This window comes from Peribacillus sp. NPDC097198 (assembly GCF_044762055.1).
In the GTDB taxonomy this organism is placed as follows: domain Bacteria; phylum Bacillota; class Bacilli; order Bacillales; family DSM-1321; genus Peribacillus.
The window spans coordinates 1-19,792 of the sequence record NZ_JBIWDO010000012.1; the positions used below are offsets into that span (position 1 = coordinate 1).

Annotated in this window: 16 protein-coding genes; 6 read left to right on the forward strand and 10 right to left on the reverse strand. The window is 40.5% G+C overall.

Translation table 11 applies throughout. From position 1 onward, the window contains the following. The first annotated feature begins 655 nt into the window (after positions 1-655). Together ACIQXQ_RS17595 and ACIQXQ_RS17600 are read left to right on the forward strand one after the other, a co-directional pair. On the forward strand, positions 656-1,414 hold the full coding sequence (locus tag ACIQXQ_RS17595; RefSeq protein ID WP_402959214.1) for an alpha/beta hydrolase: 759 nt from the start codon (positions 656-658) through the stop codon (positions 1,412-1,414). A 78-nt stretch (positions 1,415-1,492) separates the two neighbouring features. Further along, a complete protein-coding gene (locus ACIQXQ_RS17600; RefSeq protein WP_402875643.1) occupies positions 1,493-1,666 on the forward strand; it encodes a CsbD family protein in 174 nt (57 codons plus the stop codon). Between the two features lie 99 nt (positions 1,667-1,765). Here ACIQXQ_RS17600 and ACIQXQ_RS17605 read toward each other — a convergent pair whose 3' ends face one another. The 5 genes from ACIQXQ_RS17605 to ACIQXQ_RS17625 form a co-directional block, all read right to left on the reverse strand. Continuing rightward, on the reverse strand, positions 1,766-2,908 hold the full coding sequence (locus tag ACIQXQ_RS17605; protein WP_402959216.1) for a PP2C family protein-serine/threonine phosphatase: 1,143 nt from the start codon (positions 2,906-2,908) through the stop codon (positions 1,766-1,768). A 278-nt stretch (positions 2,909-3,186) separates the two neighbouring features. Next, entirely contained in the window at positions 3,187-4,020 is an 834-nt protein-coding gene (locus ACIQXQ_RS17610; RefSeq protein ID WP_402875640.1) for a CheR family methyltransferase, read from the reverse strand. A gap of 28 nt (positions 4,021-4,048) precedes the next feature. Then, complete coding sequence (locus tag ACIQXQ_RS17615) at positions 4,049-6,847, reverse strand: response regulator (protein ID WP_402959218.1); 2,799 nt, start codon at positions 6,845-6,847, stop codon at positions 4,049-4,051. A 318-nt stretch (positions 6,848-7,165) separates the two neighbouring features. Then, a complete protein-coding gene (locus tag ACIQXQ_RS17620; protein WP_402875637.1) occupies positions 7,166-8,464 on the reverse strand; it encodes a hemolysin family protein in 1,299 nt (432 codons plus the stop codon). A gap of 196 nt (positions 8,465-8,660) precedes the next feature. After that, positions 8,661-9,092 carry a MerR family transcriptional regulator gene (locus ACIQXQ_RS17625; protein WP_402959220.1) on the reverse strand — a complete coding sequence of 144 codons (432 nt, stop codon included), beginning with the start codon at positions 9,090-9,092 and terminating at the stop codon, positions 8,661-8,663. A gap of 490 nt (positions 9,093-9,582) precedes the next feature. On the opposite strand from ACIQXQ_RS17625, the gene ACIQXQ_RS17630 reads away from it, so the two are divergent. Further along, the gene (locus ACIQXQ_RS17630; protein WP_402959222.1) at positions 9,583-10,008 is read left to right on the forward strand and encodes a DUF4395 domain-containing protein; all 426 of its coding nucleotides are present in this window, start codon (positions 9,583-9,585) and stop codon (positions 10,006-10,008) included. A gap of 39 nt (positions 10,009-10,047) precedes the next feature. Here the strand turns inward: ACIQXQ_RS17630 and ACIQXQ_RS17635 are convergent, their stop codons facing one another. The 4 genes from ACIQXQ_RS17635 to ACIQXQ_RS17650 form a co-directional block, all read right to left on the reverse strand. After that, positions 10,048-11,793, reverse strand: coding sequence for an FTR1 family iron permease (locus tag ACIQXQ_RS17635; protein ID WP_402959224.1), 1,746 nt, complete (start codon positions 11,791-11,793; stop codon positions 10,048-10,050). An 84-nt stretch (positions 11,794-11,877) separates the two neighbouring features. Beyond that, positions 11,878-13,164: an iron uptake transporter deferrochelatase/peroxidase subunit gene (efeB, locus tag ACIQXQ_RS17640; RefSeq protein WP_402959226.1), complete on the reverse strand. Its 1,287-nt coding sequence runs from the start codon at positions 13,162-13,164 to the stop codon at positions 11,878-11,880. Beyond that, positions 13,165-14,007 (reverse strand): iron uptake system protein EfeO, encoded by an 843-nt coding sequence (gene efeO, locus ACIQXQ_RS17645; RefSeq protein ID WP_402875627.1) that lies wholly within the window; start codon positions 14,005-14,007, stop codon positions 13,165-13,167. It abuts the gene before it with no gap. 165 nt (positions 14,008-14,172) lie between these two features. Continuing rightward, a complete protein-coding gene (locus ACIQXQ_RS17650; RefSeq protein ID WP_402959228.1) occupies positions 14,173-14,661 on the reverse strand; it encodes a MarR family winged helix-turn-helix transcriptional regulator in 489 nt (162 codons plus the stop codon). Positions 14,662-14,794: 133 nt separating this feature from the next. On the opposite strand from ACIQXQ_RS17650, the gene ACIQXQ_RS17655 reads away from it, so the two are divergent. Continuing rightward, positions 14,795-16,312: an MDR family MFS transporter gene (locus ACIQXQ_RS17655; protein ID WP_402959230.1), complete on the forward strand. Its 1,518-nt coding sequence runs from the start codon at positions 14,795-14,797 to the stop codon at positions 16,310-16,312. A gap of 167 nt (positions 16,313-16,479) precedes the next feature. Further along, on the forward strand, positions 16,480-17,181 hold the full coding sequence (locus tag ACIQXQ_RS17660) for an SGNH/GDSL hydrolase family protein (protein ID WP_402959232.1): 702 nt from the start codon (positions 16,480-16,482) through the stop codon (positions 17,179-17,181). A 42-nt stretch (positions 17,182-17,223) separates the two neighbouring features. Here the strand turns inward: ACIQXQ_RS17660 and def are convergent, their stop codons facing one another. Next, positions 17,224-17,802 (reverse strand): peptide deformylase, encoded by a 579-nt coding sequence (gene def, locus ACIQXQ_RS17665; protein ID WP_402875621.1) that lies wholly within the window; start codon positions 17,800-17,802, stop codon positions 17,224-17,226. A 254-nt stretch (positions 17,803-18,056) separates the two neighbouring features. On the opposite strand from def, the gene ACIQXQ_RS17670 reads away from it, so the two are divergent. Continuing rightward, positions 18,057-19,787, forward strand: coding sequence for an AAA family ATPase (locus ACIQXQ_RS17670; RefSeq protein WP_402959234.1), 1,731 nt, complete (start codon positions 18,057-18,059; stop codon positions 19,785-19,787). Positions 19,788-19,792 lie beyond the last annotated feature (5 nt).

Here is a 19,792-nt window from a genome sequence, read left to right on the forward strand (position 1 = left end):
AAATGTTTGACTTGCTCATTTTGCTTTTTTATAGTGTGTGCTCACTCAAAATTTACGTTGGCGCTTTGTTTTGTTCAGTTTTCAAAGAGCAATTTATCTCGTTGTTCGTTAGAACAACTTGTTAATTCATCATAACACACTATCGATTAGTTGTCAACTTCTACGAAGTTTTTAACTTATTTTTAATCGCTGTGTTTTTCAGCGACCATTTCATCTTATCATTTTCTTTATAAGAAGTCAATAGTTTTTATTGTGTCATTTCTTCTAGCCATTCAGCTATAAGCGATGAAGTTTTGCGTTTGTTTTCTTAGTGCTTATTTATATTAAGCCTTTTTTTCATAAAAGTCAACGGGTATTTTATAAATTCCTTAGAAGCTTGTGCATCCCCTTTCCTCTGCTGATTCCAAAGAAATCTACAAGAGATTTTGATTAGTACTATATATAGAAGGAAGGCAACTCTCTATGAGCCCTAAACTCCTTTAACACTCAGATTCAGCCGATTCTTGGCATCTCCTGACATCACCCTATGAAAGGTACAAACTAATATTGACTTGGTGAATTTTCTTATGTTATCATTTAACCAAGTAATATAATCGGAATAGTCATTTTTTATATCAAGTAAACGAACGATAAGAATAGTGAAGGAGATGGACACATGACAGTTGCAAAGGTTATACCAGGGGCAGAATCATTCTTCTATCCCGGGAACTCTATCGGAATCCTCATTTGCCATGGCTTTAACGGAACCCCACAAAGCGTAGGGTATTTAGGTAAAAGTTTGGCCGCCAAAGGTTACACCGTCTACGCACCTCGCTTACAGGGTCACGGAACACATGAGTTTGAAATGGAAACGATCCCTTACCAAGAGTGGATCAAGGATATCGAGACTGCCTATAAAAAGCTAAAGCAAACCTGTACGCATGTGTTCGCAATGGGGCAATCTATGGGTGGTGCCCTTGTTTTGGATTTGGCAACAAAAGTAGCTTGTGATGGAATAATGACAATCAACGCTGCCCTTCAAGTCCCTGAATATGAAACCTATCGCAACCAAACTGCTCCGCGTTTCATTACAGAAGGGGCTCCTGACATTAAAGACAAAGATACTACAGAAATCACTTATGATTGCGTACCTATCACAGCTATTAATCAGTTGCTTACTATTATGGAACATACGAATGAACAACTCGAGGACATCAGCTGCCCTGCCCTCATCTTCCATTCTCCCGAAGATCATGTTGTCCCATCTCAATGTTCGGACCGAATATATAATTCCGTCAGTTCTCATAGCAAGGAGTTGATCTCCCTTACTAACTCCTATCATGTTGCTTCGCTTGATTATGATAAAGAATTAATCGTGGAGCGTGCTTATCATTTCATTAAGAAACACAGCAAAGATATAACGATTGCTTCTTAAGATTTTTCTCTCATTATGGTTTACTCAAATATCCCACGGGTATAAGTAAAGTAGACAAAAACAAGGAGGTAACTCATAATGAGCGGATTATCAGACAAGATAAAAGGTACTGTCAATAAAGCAAAAGGTGAAACAAAAGACCAAGTCGGAAACGCTAAGAATGATCCTCACTTACAAGCTGAAGGAAAACTTGATAAATTAAAAGGTAATGTCCAAGAAGGAATCGGCAAGGTAAAAGATTCCCATAGATAAGGTTTTAGAAACCACAATTACATGCCTTACGATCACGACAAGTAAACCCCCACCTATAAACAGAAGAGGCTGCAGATTATTCTGCAGCCTCTTTCTTTATCAAGTAGCTTGGATTACGACCACACACATATCATCAGGTTGGTCGAGATGGAGTTCAGCAGGCATGACCAGATCAATCGGAGCATTTCCCTCGCAATCCAACCAATCCCGTGAAACGACTTCTTTTATTTCATCCAGTCCATCCGTTCCTTCCCTATCGATTGCCTCCATGACTCCATCGGTAAATACAAGAATTTGAATTCTATCTTCATAATGAACAATCGTTTTCTCCACTTTCATCTCCGTGAAGAAACCAACAGGACATGTCCCCTTTGAAAGGGACAACACTTCCCCATCATCCATCAAGGCAAAACCCGGTGGATGACCTGCATTTACATATTCCAGAGTTTTATGTTCTGTATCAATCACCATATAAATGGCAGTGAAATAATAATGAATCGGGTTTTCCTTTTTATTAAGGACACTCATCCAATGATTCATTTCGTTTATCACCGCAACGGGATCCGTGTGTTTTCGGATGGCATCCCTTAGAACAGAGGAAATAAACATACAAACAAGTGAAGCCGATATTCCATGGCCCATCATATCAAGTATAATGATTCCGTACCGTTTTTCATCAATCCGGTGCCAATAGTACATATCTCCGGCTAATTTATTTGCAGGGAGGTAAGATGCTTTTATTGTTAAGTGATTATCTACCACCGGCTCACTCAATAGACTGCTTTGCACTTGCATCGAAAGGTCTAATTCATTCCGTATTTTTTCTTCCTGCATTTTATGCCAGTCTTTTTCATATTTAAGCCTTAACCCTACACGGATTCTGGCTAATAAATCAATTTTGTTAATAGGCTTCATAATATAATCGATTCCACCAACATCCAGAGCCTCGGCCACTTTGTTTGAATCTTCAAGAGCCGTTACAAAAATCACCGGTATGTCTTTTAGGTGTGGTATGTTTTGGAGTCTTCTACAAGCCTCTATTCCATCAATTTCAGGCATCATAATATCAAGTAGTATAATATCAACAGAAGTCTTGATTGGCTGAGGATTGTCCACTTGTAGGTAGTCAAACATTTCATGCGCTGACTTCAATGATAGAAAATCCGTATAGCCAGCTCGCTTAAGAATTTTCTCTATAACGAAGAGATTAACCTGGTTATCATCTACGATTAAAATCGTCATTGCTTTATTCCCCTTTTGGCTTATATCGAGCGGCACTTTTATCTTTTATCATGTACTATATAATGCAAGGCTTTCCTGAAAAAAGAATTCCGAACTATATTATATCTTACTTATGCTACTTTTTAAAAATAAGAATATCTGTGGCAAAAAAGCACAGACCTAACTAATTAAATGTACCCGTTTTTTCAGACACCTAAACTTAAAATATAGTTACATTCAAAAAATTAAACTTTGATAACGAAAAAAGGAGCTCGCCAGGTTTTAGCGAACTCCTTTTTTTATAATTTCCTATAAATCTTCTCTCTTGCATCAAAGTCCTTATACACTTCTGAAAAAGAAGAAGTACGAATGGATTCCTTACTGCCAACCGCAAGAAAGCCGTCCTTACAAAGACTGTCATAAAATAATTGATTTACATAAGTCTGTAACTCTCCGGTAAAGTAAATCATTACATTCCGGCACATGATGATATGAAATTCATTGAATGAACCATCCGTCACGAGATTATGTTGGAAAAACACAACATTTTTAAGCAGGTTTGGATCAAGATAAGCATTTTGATAGTCCGTCGTATAATACTCCGAAAATTCCCGTTTACCGCCTGCTTGTAGATAATTCTTTGTATAAGACTGCATGCGATTGAGGGGTAAAATTCCCTTTTGAGCATGTTCTATTACCGTTTCATTCATGTCGGTTGCATAGATTTTCGCTTTTTCGTAGAGCCCTTCTTCTTTTAGCATGATCGCCATCGAAAAGGCTTCCTCACCAGTTGAACAACCAGCATGCCAGATACGGATTTCAGGAAGTTCCTTAAGCAGTGGAACAAGGTTCGTTCGAAAAGCTTTAAAGAAGTCAGGATCACGAAACATTTCCGTAACATTTATTGAAAAGTCATTCAGAAGTTTTTCAACAAATCCTTTTTCATATAAAACCTTTTCAATCATTCCACTCGCTCTTCTTATATGCTCTAATCTCATCCGATTTTCGACTCTCCGTTGTATGGAAGATCGCATGTACTTTCTGAAATCAAAGCCAGAGACTGAATAAACGGCTTGCAAGAGCAACTCAATCTCTATATTTTCTCGTTCTTCAATCGATAGTGTATCCTTCATTCCATTAAAACCTTCCTTACCCGTACTATTAATTCGTTAGCCATACGCGAAGAACAGACAGTAACTGTTCCAATTTCAATGGTTTACTTACATAGTCAGATGCACCGGCTCTTATACATTTTTCCCTGTCACCTTTCATCGCCTTAGCGGTTAAGGCAATGATTGGGAGATTATCAAACTCATTTTGTTCACGGATTCTAGTCATTGTTTCATAACCATCCATGCCTGGCATCATGATATCCATTAATATGGCATCTATACTCTTTCCTTTATCAAGGATTTCCAAACATTCATAGCCATTTTCCGCTGTAAGGATTTCCATGCCCTCATTTTTCAGAGCGTTTGTCAAAGCAAAGATATTACGGCGATCATCGTCCACTACCAAGACCGACTTGCCGCGGAAAGGATTAGCGTTCTCTTGTGAATCATCATCAAGTATCACCACATCCGGTTTCTCGTCCACTACGCTAGCGGGAGTTCCTTCATGGCTGGCCGCTGCCACTTCCGGGGAAGCAGCAATCGCTTCTCCCATGTTTTTAAAGCCTTCTGGCATGCTTGGAATGAAGAAGGTGAACGTACTGCCTTCACCCTCTTGGCTATCCACTATAACCCATCCGCCTAGTAATTTAGCAAACTCGCGGCATATGGAAAGTCCAAGTCCGGTACCGCCATATTTCCTCATCGTCGCTCCATCGCCTTGTTGGAACGCTTCGAATATTAATTTTTGCTTTTCTTTCGAAATTCCAATGCCCGTGTCCTTCACATTGATTTCAACCCAATTGCTCGCACCTTTCGTTTGAATCCATTGTGCGACTTTTTCTTCGTCAGCCTTTTTAATCTGAACAGAGACTGAACCTTTTTCGGTGAATTTAAAAGCATTGGACAACAGGTTTTTAAGAATTTGTTGGAACCGCTGTTCATCAGTGAAGAAAATATCAGGTACATCCTTATCTTTTCTAACGATGAAATCGATATTCTTCTTCTTCGCTACGTGATCGAAGTTTCGATGTAACAATTCCGGTAACTCACTCATATTCATTTCCTCAAAGACAACTTCAAGCTTCCCAACCTCGACTTTTGATAAGTCCAGTATGTCATTGATGAGCGTTAATAAATCCTGACCGGACGAATTAATGACACGGGCGAATTCCTTCTGTTCCTCATTCAATTTACTGTCATTCGTGTCAGATAGCATTTCCGACAGAATCAAGATGCTATTAAGCGGTGTCCGTAATTCATGGGACATATTGGCCATGAATTCTGATTTGTATTTTGAACTTAGTTTTAATTCTTCTGCTTGTTTTTCAAGATTTAGTTTTGCAATTTGAAGCTCTTTTGATTTGTCTTCCGTTTCACGGTTTCTCTCTTCTAATTGCTCGTTAATCATCCGCAATTCCTCAGCCTGTGTCTGCAGTTCCTCTGATTGGGCCTGCATTTCTTCTGACTGGGATTGCAATTCTTCTGATTGAGCTTGTAGCTCTTCAGTCTGTGCTTGTGACTCTTTCAATAGGCGTTCAATTTCCATTCGGCCTTCGACATTGTTGATTGTAATCCCCAAAGTGTCCAAGACTTGAGTCAAGAAATGTTTCTGCAATTTAGAGTAATTCTCCAAGCTTGCCAATTCGACCATAGCTACCACTTCATCCTCAAAAATGACGGGAGCAATAACGATACTTTTAGGGTTTACTTCACCTAACCCTGTTGTAACCAAGTGGAAGTCTTCGGGAATCTTCTCAATGAATTCTATTTTTCTTTCAAGGGCGCATTGGCCAATCAAGCCTTCCCCCATACGGAATTCACGTCTTCCCGCACCTTCACCATCGCCTGCGAAACTGGAGATTTTTACAAAACGCATATTTTCCCCTTCACCGCGTCTGATATAAAACGCCCCAAGAGACGCCCCCATCATCGGTGCAAGTCTGGTGATGAACCTGTCAGCAAGCACTTCTACATCAACAATGCGTTGGTACATGGTCGCAATATCAGCAACTCGGGTTTGTATCCAGTTGCGCTCGCTAATTTTCTCAGTGAACTCTTTTTCCTTACGATTATACGTTTCAAGTGATACGGCCATTTCATTGAAGGAACGAGCGATATCGCCTATTTCATCATTTGTGCGAATAGGAATTCTCGGTACAACCGATAAATTTTTAAAATCAATATTGTTGATGACCTTCGTAATGGATTGCAAATCTTTTGATGTGCTGCGTATCATCCATGCGACAGTCAAGGAAATGACTAGAATACTAAGGATGACTGCGAAAATAGTGAAATTAATCATATCTTCATAGGTTTGCTTCGCATTACTTAACGTATCATTCATAACACTTTCTTGATAATTTTTAAAAGCACCCATCGTACTGATAACCTTTGTCCGCTTATCCCTTTGATCATCCATTAGTCTGCTAATGTCCGTCGTTGGGTTTTTCGATTGTATGTTTTGGATGATTTGTGCCTCGGTTATAGAGTATGTGGCATATTGTGTTTCAAACTCTTTCAATAATTGCCTTGCCTTCGCTTTATTTAACGTACCCGACAATTCAGCGATTTGCGACTCAATCAGGCTGTGGTTTTCATTGATGACTTTAAGGCTTTCCGCTCTTTCTGCCTTGTTGGCCTCATTTGCCGCAAATAAAATTTCACGGTCTGACTGTGTAAACAACTGGCGTATTTCCATCGCGGCAGAAACTTTATAATAACGGTCCTCCACGATTTCAGTCATACTGCCTTTTAGATTATTGAGTGTAAACACCATAAAAGAAAGGAGTATAGCTAAAAAAAGCAGGATTAAACCGAATCCCAGCATTTGTTTTCTCTTAAAACCCATTTTACCCACCCGCCTTTTTTCATTATTTATAGTAAGCGAATATTATTTACCACTCCAAATATATGAGCCTATCCCTTACATTCCATCCTATTTAACTTGCATTTGGTTATGCAGCAAGATTTAATGTCCACTCCCTATTTTATCATTCTTATACAGTAAATAGATACCTTGAGCGTCACTTTTCCAACATTTGAATGGCCATTTCAACCAGAATCCTACCTTTGAACTATCCTAAAATCCGGCATTTTTACTGGGATACCATCTTCTAACCCAAACAAAAAAACCGGACGCTACACACGCCCGATTTTCCACCTATGATTATTTGATTTTTTTTACTTCAACATATAAAACATGATGGCCATCCATCTCTGTGACGGTAAAATTATATCCTTCAAATTCAATTTGGTCACCAACGGCAATTTCAAATCTACCTGTCAGGAACCATCCTCCCAAAGTATCTATATCATCTTCAGGTAATTGGATGGCAAGGGTATCATTAACATCTTCAATTAACGTCTTTGCATCAAAAACATAATGTCCCTCATCTACTTTTTGGATAAGTGGTCGTTCATCCTGGTCAAATTCATCACGGATTTCCCCGACGATTTCTTCAAGTATATCTTCCACCGTAACTAGACCAGCTGTACCACCATACTCATCAGTCAAAACAGCCATATGAATCCGTTCCTTCTGCATTTTCAGAAGCAAGTCATGGATAGGGATAGTTTCCAGAACCCGTATCACGGGTGTAACGAAACTATCCACCGTCAATTCCGAAACATTCTTCTCGGTGATGGTCGCTGTATAAAGACGTTTAATATTGACCATTCCCACTACATTATCCTTATCACCATCTATGACAGGGTAACGTGTATACTGTTCTTCTTGAATGAGCTCCACAACTTCCAATAGTGGCATTCCTATTTCAATAACGGTCATTTCCGTTCTTGGAACCATGATTTCATTGGCATTACGCTCATCAAATTCAAAAATTTGATTTACATATTTATATTCCGATTGATTGATCTCACCACTTTTGTAGCTTTCCGATAAGATAATCCGCAGTTCTTCTTCCGAGTGAGCCATTTCAGTCTCGGAAGCCGGCTTTAATCCAAACATGCCTGTAAGGACACGTGCCGAACCATTCAATACCCAGATGAATGGGTATAATATGCGGTAAAAAAGAATCAATGGCTTAGAGAACAGTAACGTTATTTCCTCAGCCTTTTGAATCGCAACCGTTTTTGGCGCAAGTTCACCAATAACAACGTGTAAGAATGTAACGGACGCAAAAGCAATCACGAAAGAAAGAATGTGACTTAACGATTCCTCGACACCCCATCTATGGAAGAGGGGTTCAAGAATAGCCTCCACTGTGGGTTCACCCAACCAACCCAATCCTAATGCAGTGACTGTTATCCCCAGTTGACATGCAGATAAATACTCATCGATATGTGAAATCACTTTTTTTGCTGCCAGTGCACTTTTATTTCCCTCTTCAATCAATTGATTGATGCGGGAACTTCTGACTTTAACGATTGCAAATTCCGAGGCAACAAAAAATGCGGTTAATGCTATTAATACAGCTACTGCTAATAATTTTATAAATATCTCCAATATGTTCGGGTTTACCACCGATTCCTTATCCTAGTTACATGAAAAGAATCAATAGTTCAGTCCCAAGCACCTCCTGTATAAATGGTGATTTCTATTATGTCAAACGAAATATGAATGTCGTATCCTAAACCATTTAGTGAAATGCCCTTAAGAGTAATATGCACCTTCGTGCAATAAACTATCGGGATAATTTTCTTTAAATTAACAACACTAATAATGATTGAATCAACGCAATGCTTTCATGAGAAACCTGTTTTTTTAGAAGAAGTTCATTTTTTCCATCCTTTTCAATCAGGCTAATCACTTCCCGCAATTCCTCATTCAAGCCATCCATTTTACTTTTTAGTTGAAGTCCCGTTTCCTCGATTTCAGTAAGGGGCTTCGCATTTGGTTTTACAAGTTCTTTTATCTCTTCCAAAGAAAAGTTTTTTCTTTTATATTTCTCAATAAGGCGCAATCGCTCAAGTTCCTCAACTGAGTAATAGCGGTAGTTAGAGGCGGAACGTTCTGCTTTTAGCAGACCCTTATTCGTGTAATAGTCCACCGTTCGCTTCGTAACATTTGCCATGCTTGCCAGCTCACCGATTTTCAATGTCTCGTTCCCAATATAACCCCTCCCAACCGTCACGTGATGGTTTTGGCCTTCTGGAGGACTACTCCATATCCTACCGTGACATTTTCACCTATTCTCTAATCCTACAACATTTCTATTCTTTTGAAAAATATTTATTATGGATTACCTAATAAATATAGAAAGGCATTTACCTATACCCTTCTATATAGACAAAAAAACCGACTATCATGCAATAGCCGGTTTACTATATTTTTATGATAATCGATTATTTTTTTGTTTTTGTTGAGAATGGATTACTCAGTATTTTGGGACCGCATTGGCATAAAGAAGAGTGTTTTAATCTTTTTATTGGTGTACCGCATGTTTCACAAACTTTTGCTACCATCATACCGTCCTCCTTTTTATTTCATATTAGTATTATACTACCTCTCTTATAATAATCAATACTAAATTAAAATAATTATAAACTAAAAAATCCCCCTTCCCAAATCATGTATAAACAGATAAAATAATATAAAACTCATCAGAAAGGTTGGTTTTTAATTTGTCAGATAAAATCCATCCCATTCCGCGTCCTCTAGTCCGAACAAATCAGTGGGTCATATTTTTAAGCGTAGTCCTCGCTTTAGCAACCGGTCAAAAATGGATACTGGCCATACCTTTAGTAGCGGGGCTATCTGGTCTTCTTTTACATTTTAATCCGGTTATGCGCCTTGCAAAGCTCTTTCTGAAGAAGGACCCCTCTAAATACATTCCTGAAGATCCTGCACAGCAACAGTTTAACCAGGTTATTGCAGTGGTTTGCCTAGGTTTCGGCTTACTCTCCTTCTTACTGGGCTTCAACGTTATCGGCTATGTGCTAACCGTAATGGTCGGGATGGCCTCATTTATTGCCATCCTTGGATTCTGCATTGGTTGCTTCATCCTTTATCAATGGAAACAATATACTTATCGCCGTTCTCTTCATTAAAAAGGGAGGCCTGACATGATTAATGTCAGGCCTGCTTTTTTATGCAACTGCAGAATTATTCTTTTTAACCCAAATCGCAGCCACTATAATCAGGAGTAACAATACCATTTGAGGTACTATCGTTTCCACTGTCGGATAAAGGCCGATCCATTCAATGAACGGGAACGTGTGAAGTGTATGCGTCTTAATCACTTGAGAAACTTGAAGTGCATGGATGGAGACACCAAGAATCTTAAATGCCAATGCATAGATGAAGATCGTCGCCACTTTGAAAAAGACCGTCATCGGTAGCTTAACGCTGTAACGGAGCATGACGAAACCAATGACCATCAATATCAAGCAGGCAATCAATATCCCGGTCAATAGCTGTTTCAGTTCCATATACGGAGCCATTCCGGCATAAAAGATGATCGTCTCCGCTCCTTCTCGGAAAATCGATAGGAAACTAATTAACGCAAAAGACAAGATACTGCCTGTTGCAATAGCATGGTCCATTTGCTTGCCGATATAACGGTTCCATGCATGGATGTTCGATTTACTATGAAGCCACATTCCGATGGTCAGCATCATTAGCACTGCGATTATGCCCGTGATTCCTTCAATATACTCCCGGCTTGAGGCAGCGGTAATCTGTGAAAATACAATATTGATAATAACGGCAAGGATTGCACTTGCTGCCAAGCCAGCCCCGACGCCAGACCAAATCCACTTTTGTTTGTCTGCCTGTCCAATTTTCTTTAGGAAGGACAACAGTGTTGCCACGATAAGGAGAGCTTCCAATCCCTCACGTAAAAGAATCAAGGCCGCATCCCATGTCGTATAGCTCGTATCATCAATTAAAGGAAGTAGTCGTGCATGTAAATCGGAAACGATTTCTTTCGCTTCCTTTGCTTGTATCTTCTTCGATTGCAGTAAGCTAATGGCGGTTGGTACCTTAGTCTCCATGTCACTGTACAGCTTACTGTCCCTCGTAGAAACTTCTCCTTCGACATTTGGCCAAATCATTAATACTTCATTCAACTGGTCAATTGCCGAATTGATATCGTTTCCTTCCATATCCTTAACACTACTTTGTAGAAGGTCTGTTACATCGCTCAACGTATAAGTCTGCTGGTCTTCTTTTTCTACCTTGCCTTCCAGAAAGCCTTGAATTAGCCCTTTCAGTTCGTCAAGATTAGTTCGTGCCTTTTCTGGATCTGGAGGATCCTGCGTGATGGCTATCCGAACAAAGGCCATATAGGTTTCCATCTTACCGTACGAAGCAACACTTTCCTCCCGTACTACAAGTTCCGCATTATTCCATTGATTGAGGAGGTTTTGATACTGACTTTTAGCTTTGCTGAAGTCCTCTTCGCTAATCGTCGCATCTAAATCATCGATTAATGGAAGTAACGCTTCTAGGCGATCTTTATAATCGGTTTTATCAACCGGATTTTCTGCCGTATCATACTGAACAAGGGCACTTGATAAAGCGGATAACTTCTTTTTCATTTCTCCTGCGTCTTCTTGATTATTCACAGCGTTTTTCAAAGACAGTAATGAATCGTCAACTTTTTTGGCATCCTCACTGTCCGTTTTTATCACATTCCAGTCCTTTTCAAAAAGAGAGAGATTACTGGAAACCGATTCAAGATCTCCAGACTTCACTTTCATTAGGCTGTCTCCAATATATACGAAAAGCTGATCGTGATTTTCCCCGGCTGAAACACCTGGTATAGCAGACATTAAAAATATGAAACTAGTTAATAAAACGAACAATCCCGTTCTCCATTTAAAAACAGACATGACAAACTCCCCTTTTATGATAAAAACCGCCAACCCGGATTCCCATCCATGCTGGCGATTTTATGGTCTCTCATTTTACTAAATTCATCCGAAAAGGGACTCCCCGATATAGCCACCTTTTTTTACACCCGGCAAGCAAGCAAATATAGCGCTCCCCCGGTGGATGATATATTCATTTAACTTATCATTCTTTGAAAGACGTTCTTGCATCGGGATAAATTGTTTACTTGGGCTTCGTTGGAAACAAATAAACAGAAGCCCCGCATTGAAGCTTCCAGTCTTAGGATCCATTCCATCAGCATATGAATAGGGACGTCGCAGAATCTTAGCTGTTCCATCACCACGGGATAGGATCATATGGGAGTTTTCAGGAATGACCCGATTTCCGTTTTCATCCTTAACATGTTCATCAACCGTATCAAATTCATTCTTCCTCCCTAATGGGGCACCGCTGTCACGATGACGACCAAATGTATTTTCCTGCTCTTTCAACGTGGTCCGATCCCACACTTCAATGTACATTTGAATTCGGCGGACGACCATATAGCTACCGCCTGCAAGCCAAGAAGGGCCATCCCCCGGCTTTACCCAGACATGTTGGTTCATCTCACTGCTTTTCTTCGTATCCGGATTCACGGTTCCATCTTTAAAACCAAACAAATTACGAGGCGTCGTTTTTTGAGAATCAGCCTTTTTCGTACGTTGAAAACCTGTTTGAGCCCAATGGATAATCGTCTTTCCTCTACCGATCCTCACCAGATTCCGGACGGCATGAAACGCAACCTGGAGATCGTCTGCGCAGGCTTGAATGCAAATGTCCCCTCCACTCCATGATTCTTCTAAGGCATCTAAAGAAAATGAAGGAAGATCTTTCAATTCGGCAGGTTGTTTAGACTTCAAGCCAAAGCGGTCTTTCCCATTCTTCGTAAATAGACTAGGACCTACTCCAAAGGTGATCGTCAAGTTAGAGGGGGATAATTCTTCTACTTCCCCTGTATCTTTTGGTGGCATGCTCCTGTTCGAGGAAGCTTCGCCTACCGATTTGCCAGATGTCATCTGGGCCGCCGCTTCTGTCCAATCTTTAAATAATTGAATTAAGTCTGACCTTTTTTCGGATGTCACTTCTAACGAAGCAAAATAAAGATTATCCTGAGCTTCTGTAGTGATTCCCGCTTGATGAGGCCCATAGAAAGGGACAGTATCATTCGTTTGTCCCTTTGCCTTTGAGTCAGATAGAGCTAGCATCCCGCCTAGGCCCGATGCGCCTATTACAACTCCAACCCCACCGATGCCAGCTGTTTTCAACATATCACGACGGCTTACCTTTTTGGAAAAAAGTGAAGTTTCGTCATTTGATATTTGTTCTTTCAATTAAGACTCCTCCATTACAATTCCTATTTGCGAAAGTGGCTCAGCTAAAGCGTCGATAGCCTGGCTTAATGATTTAACCTCGGATTTTGTTAAATCCGTATAAGAAACGTATCCATCACCATCTTTATGTTTTTCAAGCAAGCTGTAAACTCCGGCAAAACGCTCTTTGATTTCAGTTGTAAGCGCCTCGTCTTTTTCCTTAAGGGCAGGTGTCAATAATTCATATATTTTTTCAGCGCCCTCTACATTTGCAACGAAATCATACAAATCCGTATGAGAATAGCGGTCTTCTTCTCCAGTCACCTTGGATGTTGACACTTCATTAAGTAAATCAACGGCCCCAGTGATTAACACATCAGGTGTTACTTCTACTGTTTCCACTTTAGCACGCAACAAATTAACGTCCTTCATTAATTGTTCAGCATACTCTTCATAACCCTTTGTTGTGTTTTCTTCCCATAACCCCATCTCAATTCGGTGGTATCCGCCCCACTCTTTTTCCTCAACATCACCCTCACGCGCATCGATTTTAGGATCAAGATCTCCAAAAATTTCAGCGATAGGTTCAGCGCGCTCATAATGCATGCGAGCCGGTGCATATAACTGCTTCGCTTTTTCAATGTCTCCAGACGTTACTGCCGTCGTGAATTCTTCCGTCGCTTTTACAAACTCTTCTATTTCACCTATCGCAAATTCCCGATAGTCGTTGGATACACCATCCAGCGCACTCGCACTTGTCTCCTTAGCATCCACCTCTGCAGGCTTGGTTTCTTCATTTTTCTGCGAACACCCAAATAACAGGCTGGTTGATAATAAAACGGCTAAGGTTGCTTTCGTTTTCATACTCTAAACTCTCCCCTGAAAATATATATTAATTCTAGATTTATATTAGCAGTAGTGAGAATCATTATCAATATATATTTTGTTCCAATTTACATTTCAGTTATCAAGGTAGACCATACTTTTATAACCTTATTTGGTGAATAGCTTATGGGGACAAATAATTACTTATTTCAAGAACTCTTTTCGTTCTTTCATTAATATTTCATTTTCTTTTTCCATGATTTTCGTAATATCTTCAATAAATCGAAGAATGATCGTGAGTTCTTTATCTTCATAGGACGTGCAAAGATCTTTTGTGGCTGCAGATAGTGAATGATAATGTGATTTAATCTGTTCTTGCCTTGATGCTATGGGGACAATCTTTACCCGTCTACCATCTATATGATCTCTTTCCCTTTTTACATAGCCCGATTTTTCAAGACGGTCGATGAGCGTCGTGACCGAGCCTGTGCTCAACCCTGTAATCTTCGCCAGCTCTCCAGCTGTAATAGGGCCCGTTTCATTCAATATTTCAGCAGTCTTTAAATCCGTGTGAGCCACACCTATTTTGTGAGCCATATTCTGTTGGAACAATACAGACCTCATTCCGTACCTTTGCAGGCTCCGGGTTAAACTCTCTAAAAGGTCTGAATTCAACCCATTATTGCTTGACATAAAATGCCACCCCTTTTACACTTGAATTTATCTTGATAATCAAGATAAATATTTAGTTTCCATAATAGTGATTATCATTCATTCATGCAAATCAATAAACGAATTGTTTCATAAAAAGGGAGGAAAAAACATTTTGGAGAAACAACCAAAACATCAAAAGTTTATAGTTGCCGGACTGTTATTGGGAATTTTGATGTCAGCAATGGATAATACGATTGTTGCAACCGCCATGGGGACGATTGTTTCCGATTTAGGCGGGTTCGATAAGTTTGTCTGGGTGACATCGGCCTATATGGTCGCCACGATGGCAAGTATGCCGATATTCGGCAAACTCTCCGATATGTACGGTCGGAAGCGATTCTTCATTTTTGGGCTTGTCGTCTTTTTAATTGGGTCTGCCCTATGCGGCATGGCTCAAAGCATTGTCCAGTTAAGTATTTTCAGGGCCATTCAGGGTATTGGTGGAGGTGCCTTGATGCCAATTGCCTTTACCATCGTCTTTGATATTTTCCCACCTGAAAAACGCGGGAAACTTACCGGTCTTTTCGGGGCTGTATTTGGGGCATCTAGTGTATTAGGTCCTCTATTAGGAGCTTATATTACGGAGTATGCCAGCTGGCATTGGATTTTCTACGTCAACGTTCCAATCGGCTTCATCTCGTTATTCTTCATTCTTCGTTATTACAAGGAAAAGGCCAATACGCATGAACAGAAAATCGATTATAGCGGGGCCGCGACTCTCGTTATCGCTGTCGTCAGTTTAATGTTCGCCCTCGAGCTTGGTGGCGAGTATGGATGGACTTCATCTCCTATCCTTGCTTTGTTTGCAAGTTTTGTCGTGTTTTTTGTTTCATTTTTCTTTTTCGAAAAAAGGGCCAAAGATCCCATTATCTCATTATGGTTATTTAAAAGGCGGTTATTTGCAACGTCTCAAATCTTGGCAATCCTATACGGCGGAACGTTCATCATTTTAACTGTGTATATTCCGATTTTCGTGCAGGCTGTTTATGGAGGTTCGGCTACCAATGCAGGGTTAATCCTAACCCCAATGATGCTGGGGTCCGTTGTCGGTAGTGCTATCGGGGGAATATTCAATTCCAAGACCAGCTTCCGCAACTTAATGACGATTTCCGTCGTTTGTTATTTTGCAGGAATGCTATTATTAGGAACGTTAACCCCGGAAACCAGCAGGACACTACTAACGTGTTATATGATTCTTACTGGATTCGGTATGGGCTTCTCATTCTCCCTTCTACCGATCGCTTCCATCCACAACTTGGAACCGAGGTATCGTGGGTCTGCCAACTCAACCAATTCATTCCTCCGTTCGTTTGGGATGACATTAGGCGTTACCATTTATGGGGCGATACAGAACAACGCCTTCACAAGTAAGATGGCGGATGCCTTTAAAGGAATGCAAGGCGGGCCGGAAACGTCCGTTCTTACGCAGGATCCACGTCAGCTATTCCAGTCAGATGCGCGTGCCCAAATTCCAGATATGATCCTGGATAAAATCGTGTATGCCATGTCTGATTCGATATCATTAATCTTCACTTTAGCCCTGATTCCTATTGGTTTGGCAGCAATCGTTGTTTTCTTCATGGGAAAAGCAAGAGTGGAAACGTCACCAAAGGAAAAACCGTCACACTGAATGTTTAAGCGCTGGATTTCCAGCGCTTTTTAAAGTTTTCATTAAAGAAAATCGGGTATCCTTTTAATAAAACAACATTCTTTCAAGAATGAAAAATTTTAGTTTGCCGAAATACAATTATGCCACTAAAATGATAAGTAACACATTAACCGATCGAGGTGAAAATTTTGAGAATTGTCTGTTTTGGAGATAGTTTAACAAGAGGTATCTCCTACGTTAAAGGCCGTCTTCGTATCATTAAAGAGAATTACCCAAGCTCTTTAGCGAAGTTGACAGAGTCCTTGCCATTCGTTGAAGTTTTGAATAAAGGCGTCTTTAATGACAATTCTGACTTGCTAGTTAGCCGTGTCCAGAAAGATGTCATGTCAGAAAATCCCGATATCGTATTGATAGAAGTCGGTGGTAACGATTGTAATTTCCATTGGGAGGAAGTCGCAAAGAATCCTGAAGGAGACCATCAGCCTATCGTTCCGATTGAACGGTACCTTGAAAATATCACTCAACTCGTCAAACAAGTTCAGGACAAGCATGTCACACCCTTTCTTTTAACTCTTCCCCCACTGGATCCCGCCAGATATTATCGGTCGATTGCCGATCGATTCGGACCATCCATCGGACATTTTGTCTCTCAAGTCGGTGGGATTGAACATTGGCATGGCATGTATAACCGACAGTTAAAAAAACTGGCCGAGGATTTGAAGGTTCCATTGATCGATGTGCGTTCTTATATAAAGTCTGCCGGTGATCTGGAACATTTAATCAGTGACGATGGCATTCACCTTACGTCAGAAGGATACCAGCATATGAGCAAGGCCATATTCAGTGATTTAAAAAAGCATTTGGCAAAGGAAACACTGTCACAACCTTAAACAATCAAAAAGGCAAAGCATGGGGGCTTTGCCTTTTTACCATTATAAGCTCTTCACTTCCACATTTTCTGGAAGCTTGAAAGGATTTTCGGAATTGATTCGGTCATAAAACATCATTCCATTTAAATGGTCCAGCTCATGTTGAAAAACAATCGCTGCAAATCCTTTCAATCGCATCTCGATTTTCTCTCCATTGCTGTCCAATGCTTTAATTTTCACCCGCTCATAACGTGGCACATATCCTTTGATATCACGATCCACAGAAAGGCAGCCTTCACTTTGAGGTAAGTAAATCATGGATGCCGAATGGCTGACAATTTTCGGATTCACTAAAGCATATTCGTAGACCTTTCCTTTTTCATCTGGAAAATACATAACGAACATTCGTTTATTCAGGCCAATTTGGTTGGCTGACAAGCCTACCCCTTCTCGTAAGTGGTACTTCTTTTGAAGTTTAGGATCTTGGCTGTTTTTTAAATACTGCATCATGCATTCTAATGTTTCTCGGTCTTCGTCAGAAATTGGCAGGCTAACTTCATCAGTCACCTGACGCAGAATTGGATCGCCTTCCCGAACAATATCCTTCATCGTAATCATATAATCCCTCATAAATTTATTCATAAATGTTCAACTCATCTACCTTTATATTTTTTCATCACTAAGACCATTTCACTTTAGCATTTCATTTTTAAAAAGTCTATCATGCAGGTTAACAACTGGATGTCCACTATCCGACTCAGTCCTTAGGGAAAAGCGGCACCCATCACATAAATCAAAACATGGAAGTATTTACCTTTATTTTTAGGACTTATGACCTATGGTTAACGCGTTTAAAAATTTTATACTGAATATATATTCTTAAAGGAGATGAAATATTGAACTCGAACTCAAAATTAGTTTCGAAGTTGCTGCCGTTCATAACGGTGTTCATTGTGATAATTGGTGTTATATCTTGGTACGTTGTGACTCAGTCAAAAGAAATGGTCGTTCCTTTCTCGTCCGTTGAAAAGACCATTCAGGCCCAAAATGGTGCCCTCGTCTCTATTGAAGAAAAGCGAAATGGAACACTTCATATCACTACACCAGAAGGTAAATATGTCTCTAACATCCCTCCGAACAGTCAAATGGTCAACAAACTAGTCGAAACTTATAACGTTCGCTATTCATTTTCATCGACAAATAAGTCTGCATTATGGATTTTAGGCGGATTGCTGGCGGCACTAGTCACAACCGCAATTATTATACAGAAGAAATCAAAAGGCGGTTTACGCGTAAAAAGCAAGAAACAAAATATCTCTACACCTAGAGCACTTCCCGATATAACCTTAGCCGATATAGGTGGTTTGCAACCCGAAATCAAACAAGAGATCCTGCAAACCCTCACCACTCTAAAAGAACCGGAGCGTTCAGCTAAAATTGGGATCAAGCCTCCACAAGGCATCTTACTATACGGTCCTCCAGGAACCGGGAAAACATTATTGGCACAGGCCATTGCAAAAGAATTGGGCGCCAACTTCTTTTCGACTAGCGGTTCGGCCTTCAATGAAATGTTCGTTGGAGTGGGGGCAGCTCGTGTACGTAGCCTTTTCCAAAATGCCCGGAAACAATCACCTGCTGTCATTTTCATCGACGAAGTGGACGCATTGGCCGGTAAACGGAAAGCCCATGGTGGGGAAGAAGCTGAAAAAACCTTGACGGAACTTCTTGTCCAGTTAGACGGAGGCCATTCAAACGAAGGCATTCTATTCGTGGCAGCCACAAACAGAAAGGACATGCTTGATGAGGCATTTCTTCGTCCAGGCAGAATCGATTTCTCGTTCCAGGTGCCGATTCCCGATACAAACGGAAGAAAAGAAATCATTGCCATTCATACAAAAGGGAAGAAACTGGCGGCCGATGTCCTTTCTTCCTTGGATGAATTAGCTGAGAGTACATCCGGGTTCTCCGGGGCGGATTTACGTTCCTTGTTTGAAACAGCTTCTCGTCATGCGCTACGTCATGATCAGGAAATGATTCGCAAACAAGATCTTGATTACGCGATTGACCGGACCATTCTAGGGGCTACTTCCCGAACGTTGAGCGATATGGATACAAAGCGGCGGGTGGCCATTCATGAAAGTGGACATGCCCTGATTGCTGCCCTCACTAAACCGGGTTCTGTTCGAAAAGCGACCATCATCCCTCGTGGCGAGGCCCTTGGGTATGTGGCTCCGATTCCTAAAGAACTTCATTTAGCTACGGCAAGTGAGTTGCTAGATCAAGTGAAAATGATTTTAGCAGGCGGTGTCGCAGAAAGAATGTTTCTTGGTGAACATAGTGTCGGAGTTGGTGGCGACGTTCAACAGGCAAAGCATTTACTTGAACAGATGGTCGATACGGGCATGTTGCAAGACGGCTTCACCTTAACATTCAATAAAGGTGAGAAAGAACAAAAAATGCAAGCCCTTTTCACCCAGGCCATTCAAGAAACGGAAAAACTGATCGAATCAAACCGTCCACAATACGAAGAGCTTGTAGAGGTCCTGTTGAAAAAAGAGACGATTGACGGCACAGAGGTCCAAAATATAGTGGATGTACAAGAGCCAAAGGTTCTTTCGTTTTCATAAGGTCT

Excerpts from the sequence above, each read along its gene's own strand:
- ACIQXQ_RS17595 (WP_402959214.1), top strand. The coding sequence starts at position 656 with ATGACAGTTGCAAAGGTTATACCAGGGGCAGAATCATTCTTCTATCCC.
- ACIQXQ_RS17600 (WP_402875643.1), top strand. The coding sequence starts at position 1,493 with ATGAGCGGATTATCAGACAAGATAAAAGGTACTGTCAATAAAGCAAAA.
- ACIQXQ_RS17605 (WP_402959216.1), bottom strand. The coding sequence starts at position 2,908 with ATGACGATTTTAATCGTAGATGATAACCAGGTTAATCTCTTCGTTATA.
- ACIQXQ_RS17610 (WP_402875640.1), bottom strand. The coding sequence starts at position 4,020 with ATGAAGGATACACTATCGATTGAAGAACGAGAAAATATAGAGATTGAG.
- ACIQXQ_RS17615 (WP_402959218.1), bottom strand. The coding sequence starts at position 6,847 with ATGGGTTTTAAGAGAAAACAAATGCTGGGATTCGGTTTAATCCTGCTT.
- ACIQXQ_RS17635 (WP_402959224.1), bottom strand. The coding sequence starts at position 11,793 with ATGTCTGTTTTTAAATGGAGAACGGGATTGTTCGTTTTATTAACTAGT.
- efeO (WP_402875627.1), bottom strand. The coding sequence starts at position 14,007 with ATGAAAACGAAAGCAACCTTAGCCGTTTTATTATCAACCAGCCTGTTA.
- ACIQXQ_RS17650 (WP_402959228.1), bottom strand. The coding sequence starts at position 14,661 with ATGTCAAGCAATAATGGGTTGAATTCAGACCTTTTAGAGAGTTTAACC.
- def (WP_402875621.1), bottom strand. The coding sequence starts at position 17,802 with ATGAATAAATTTATGAGGGATTATATGATTACGATGAAGGATATTGTT.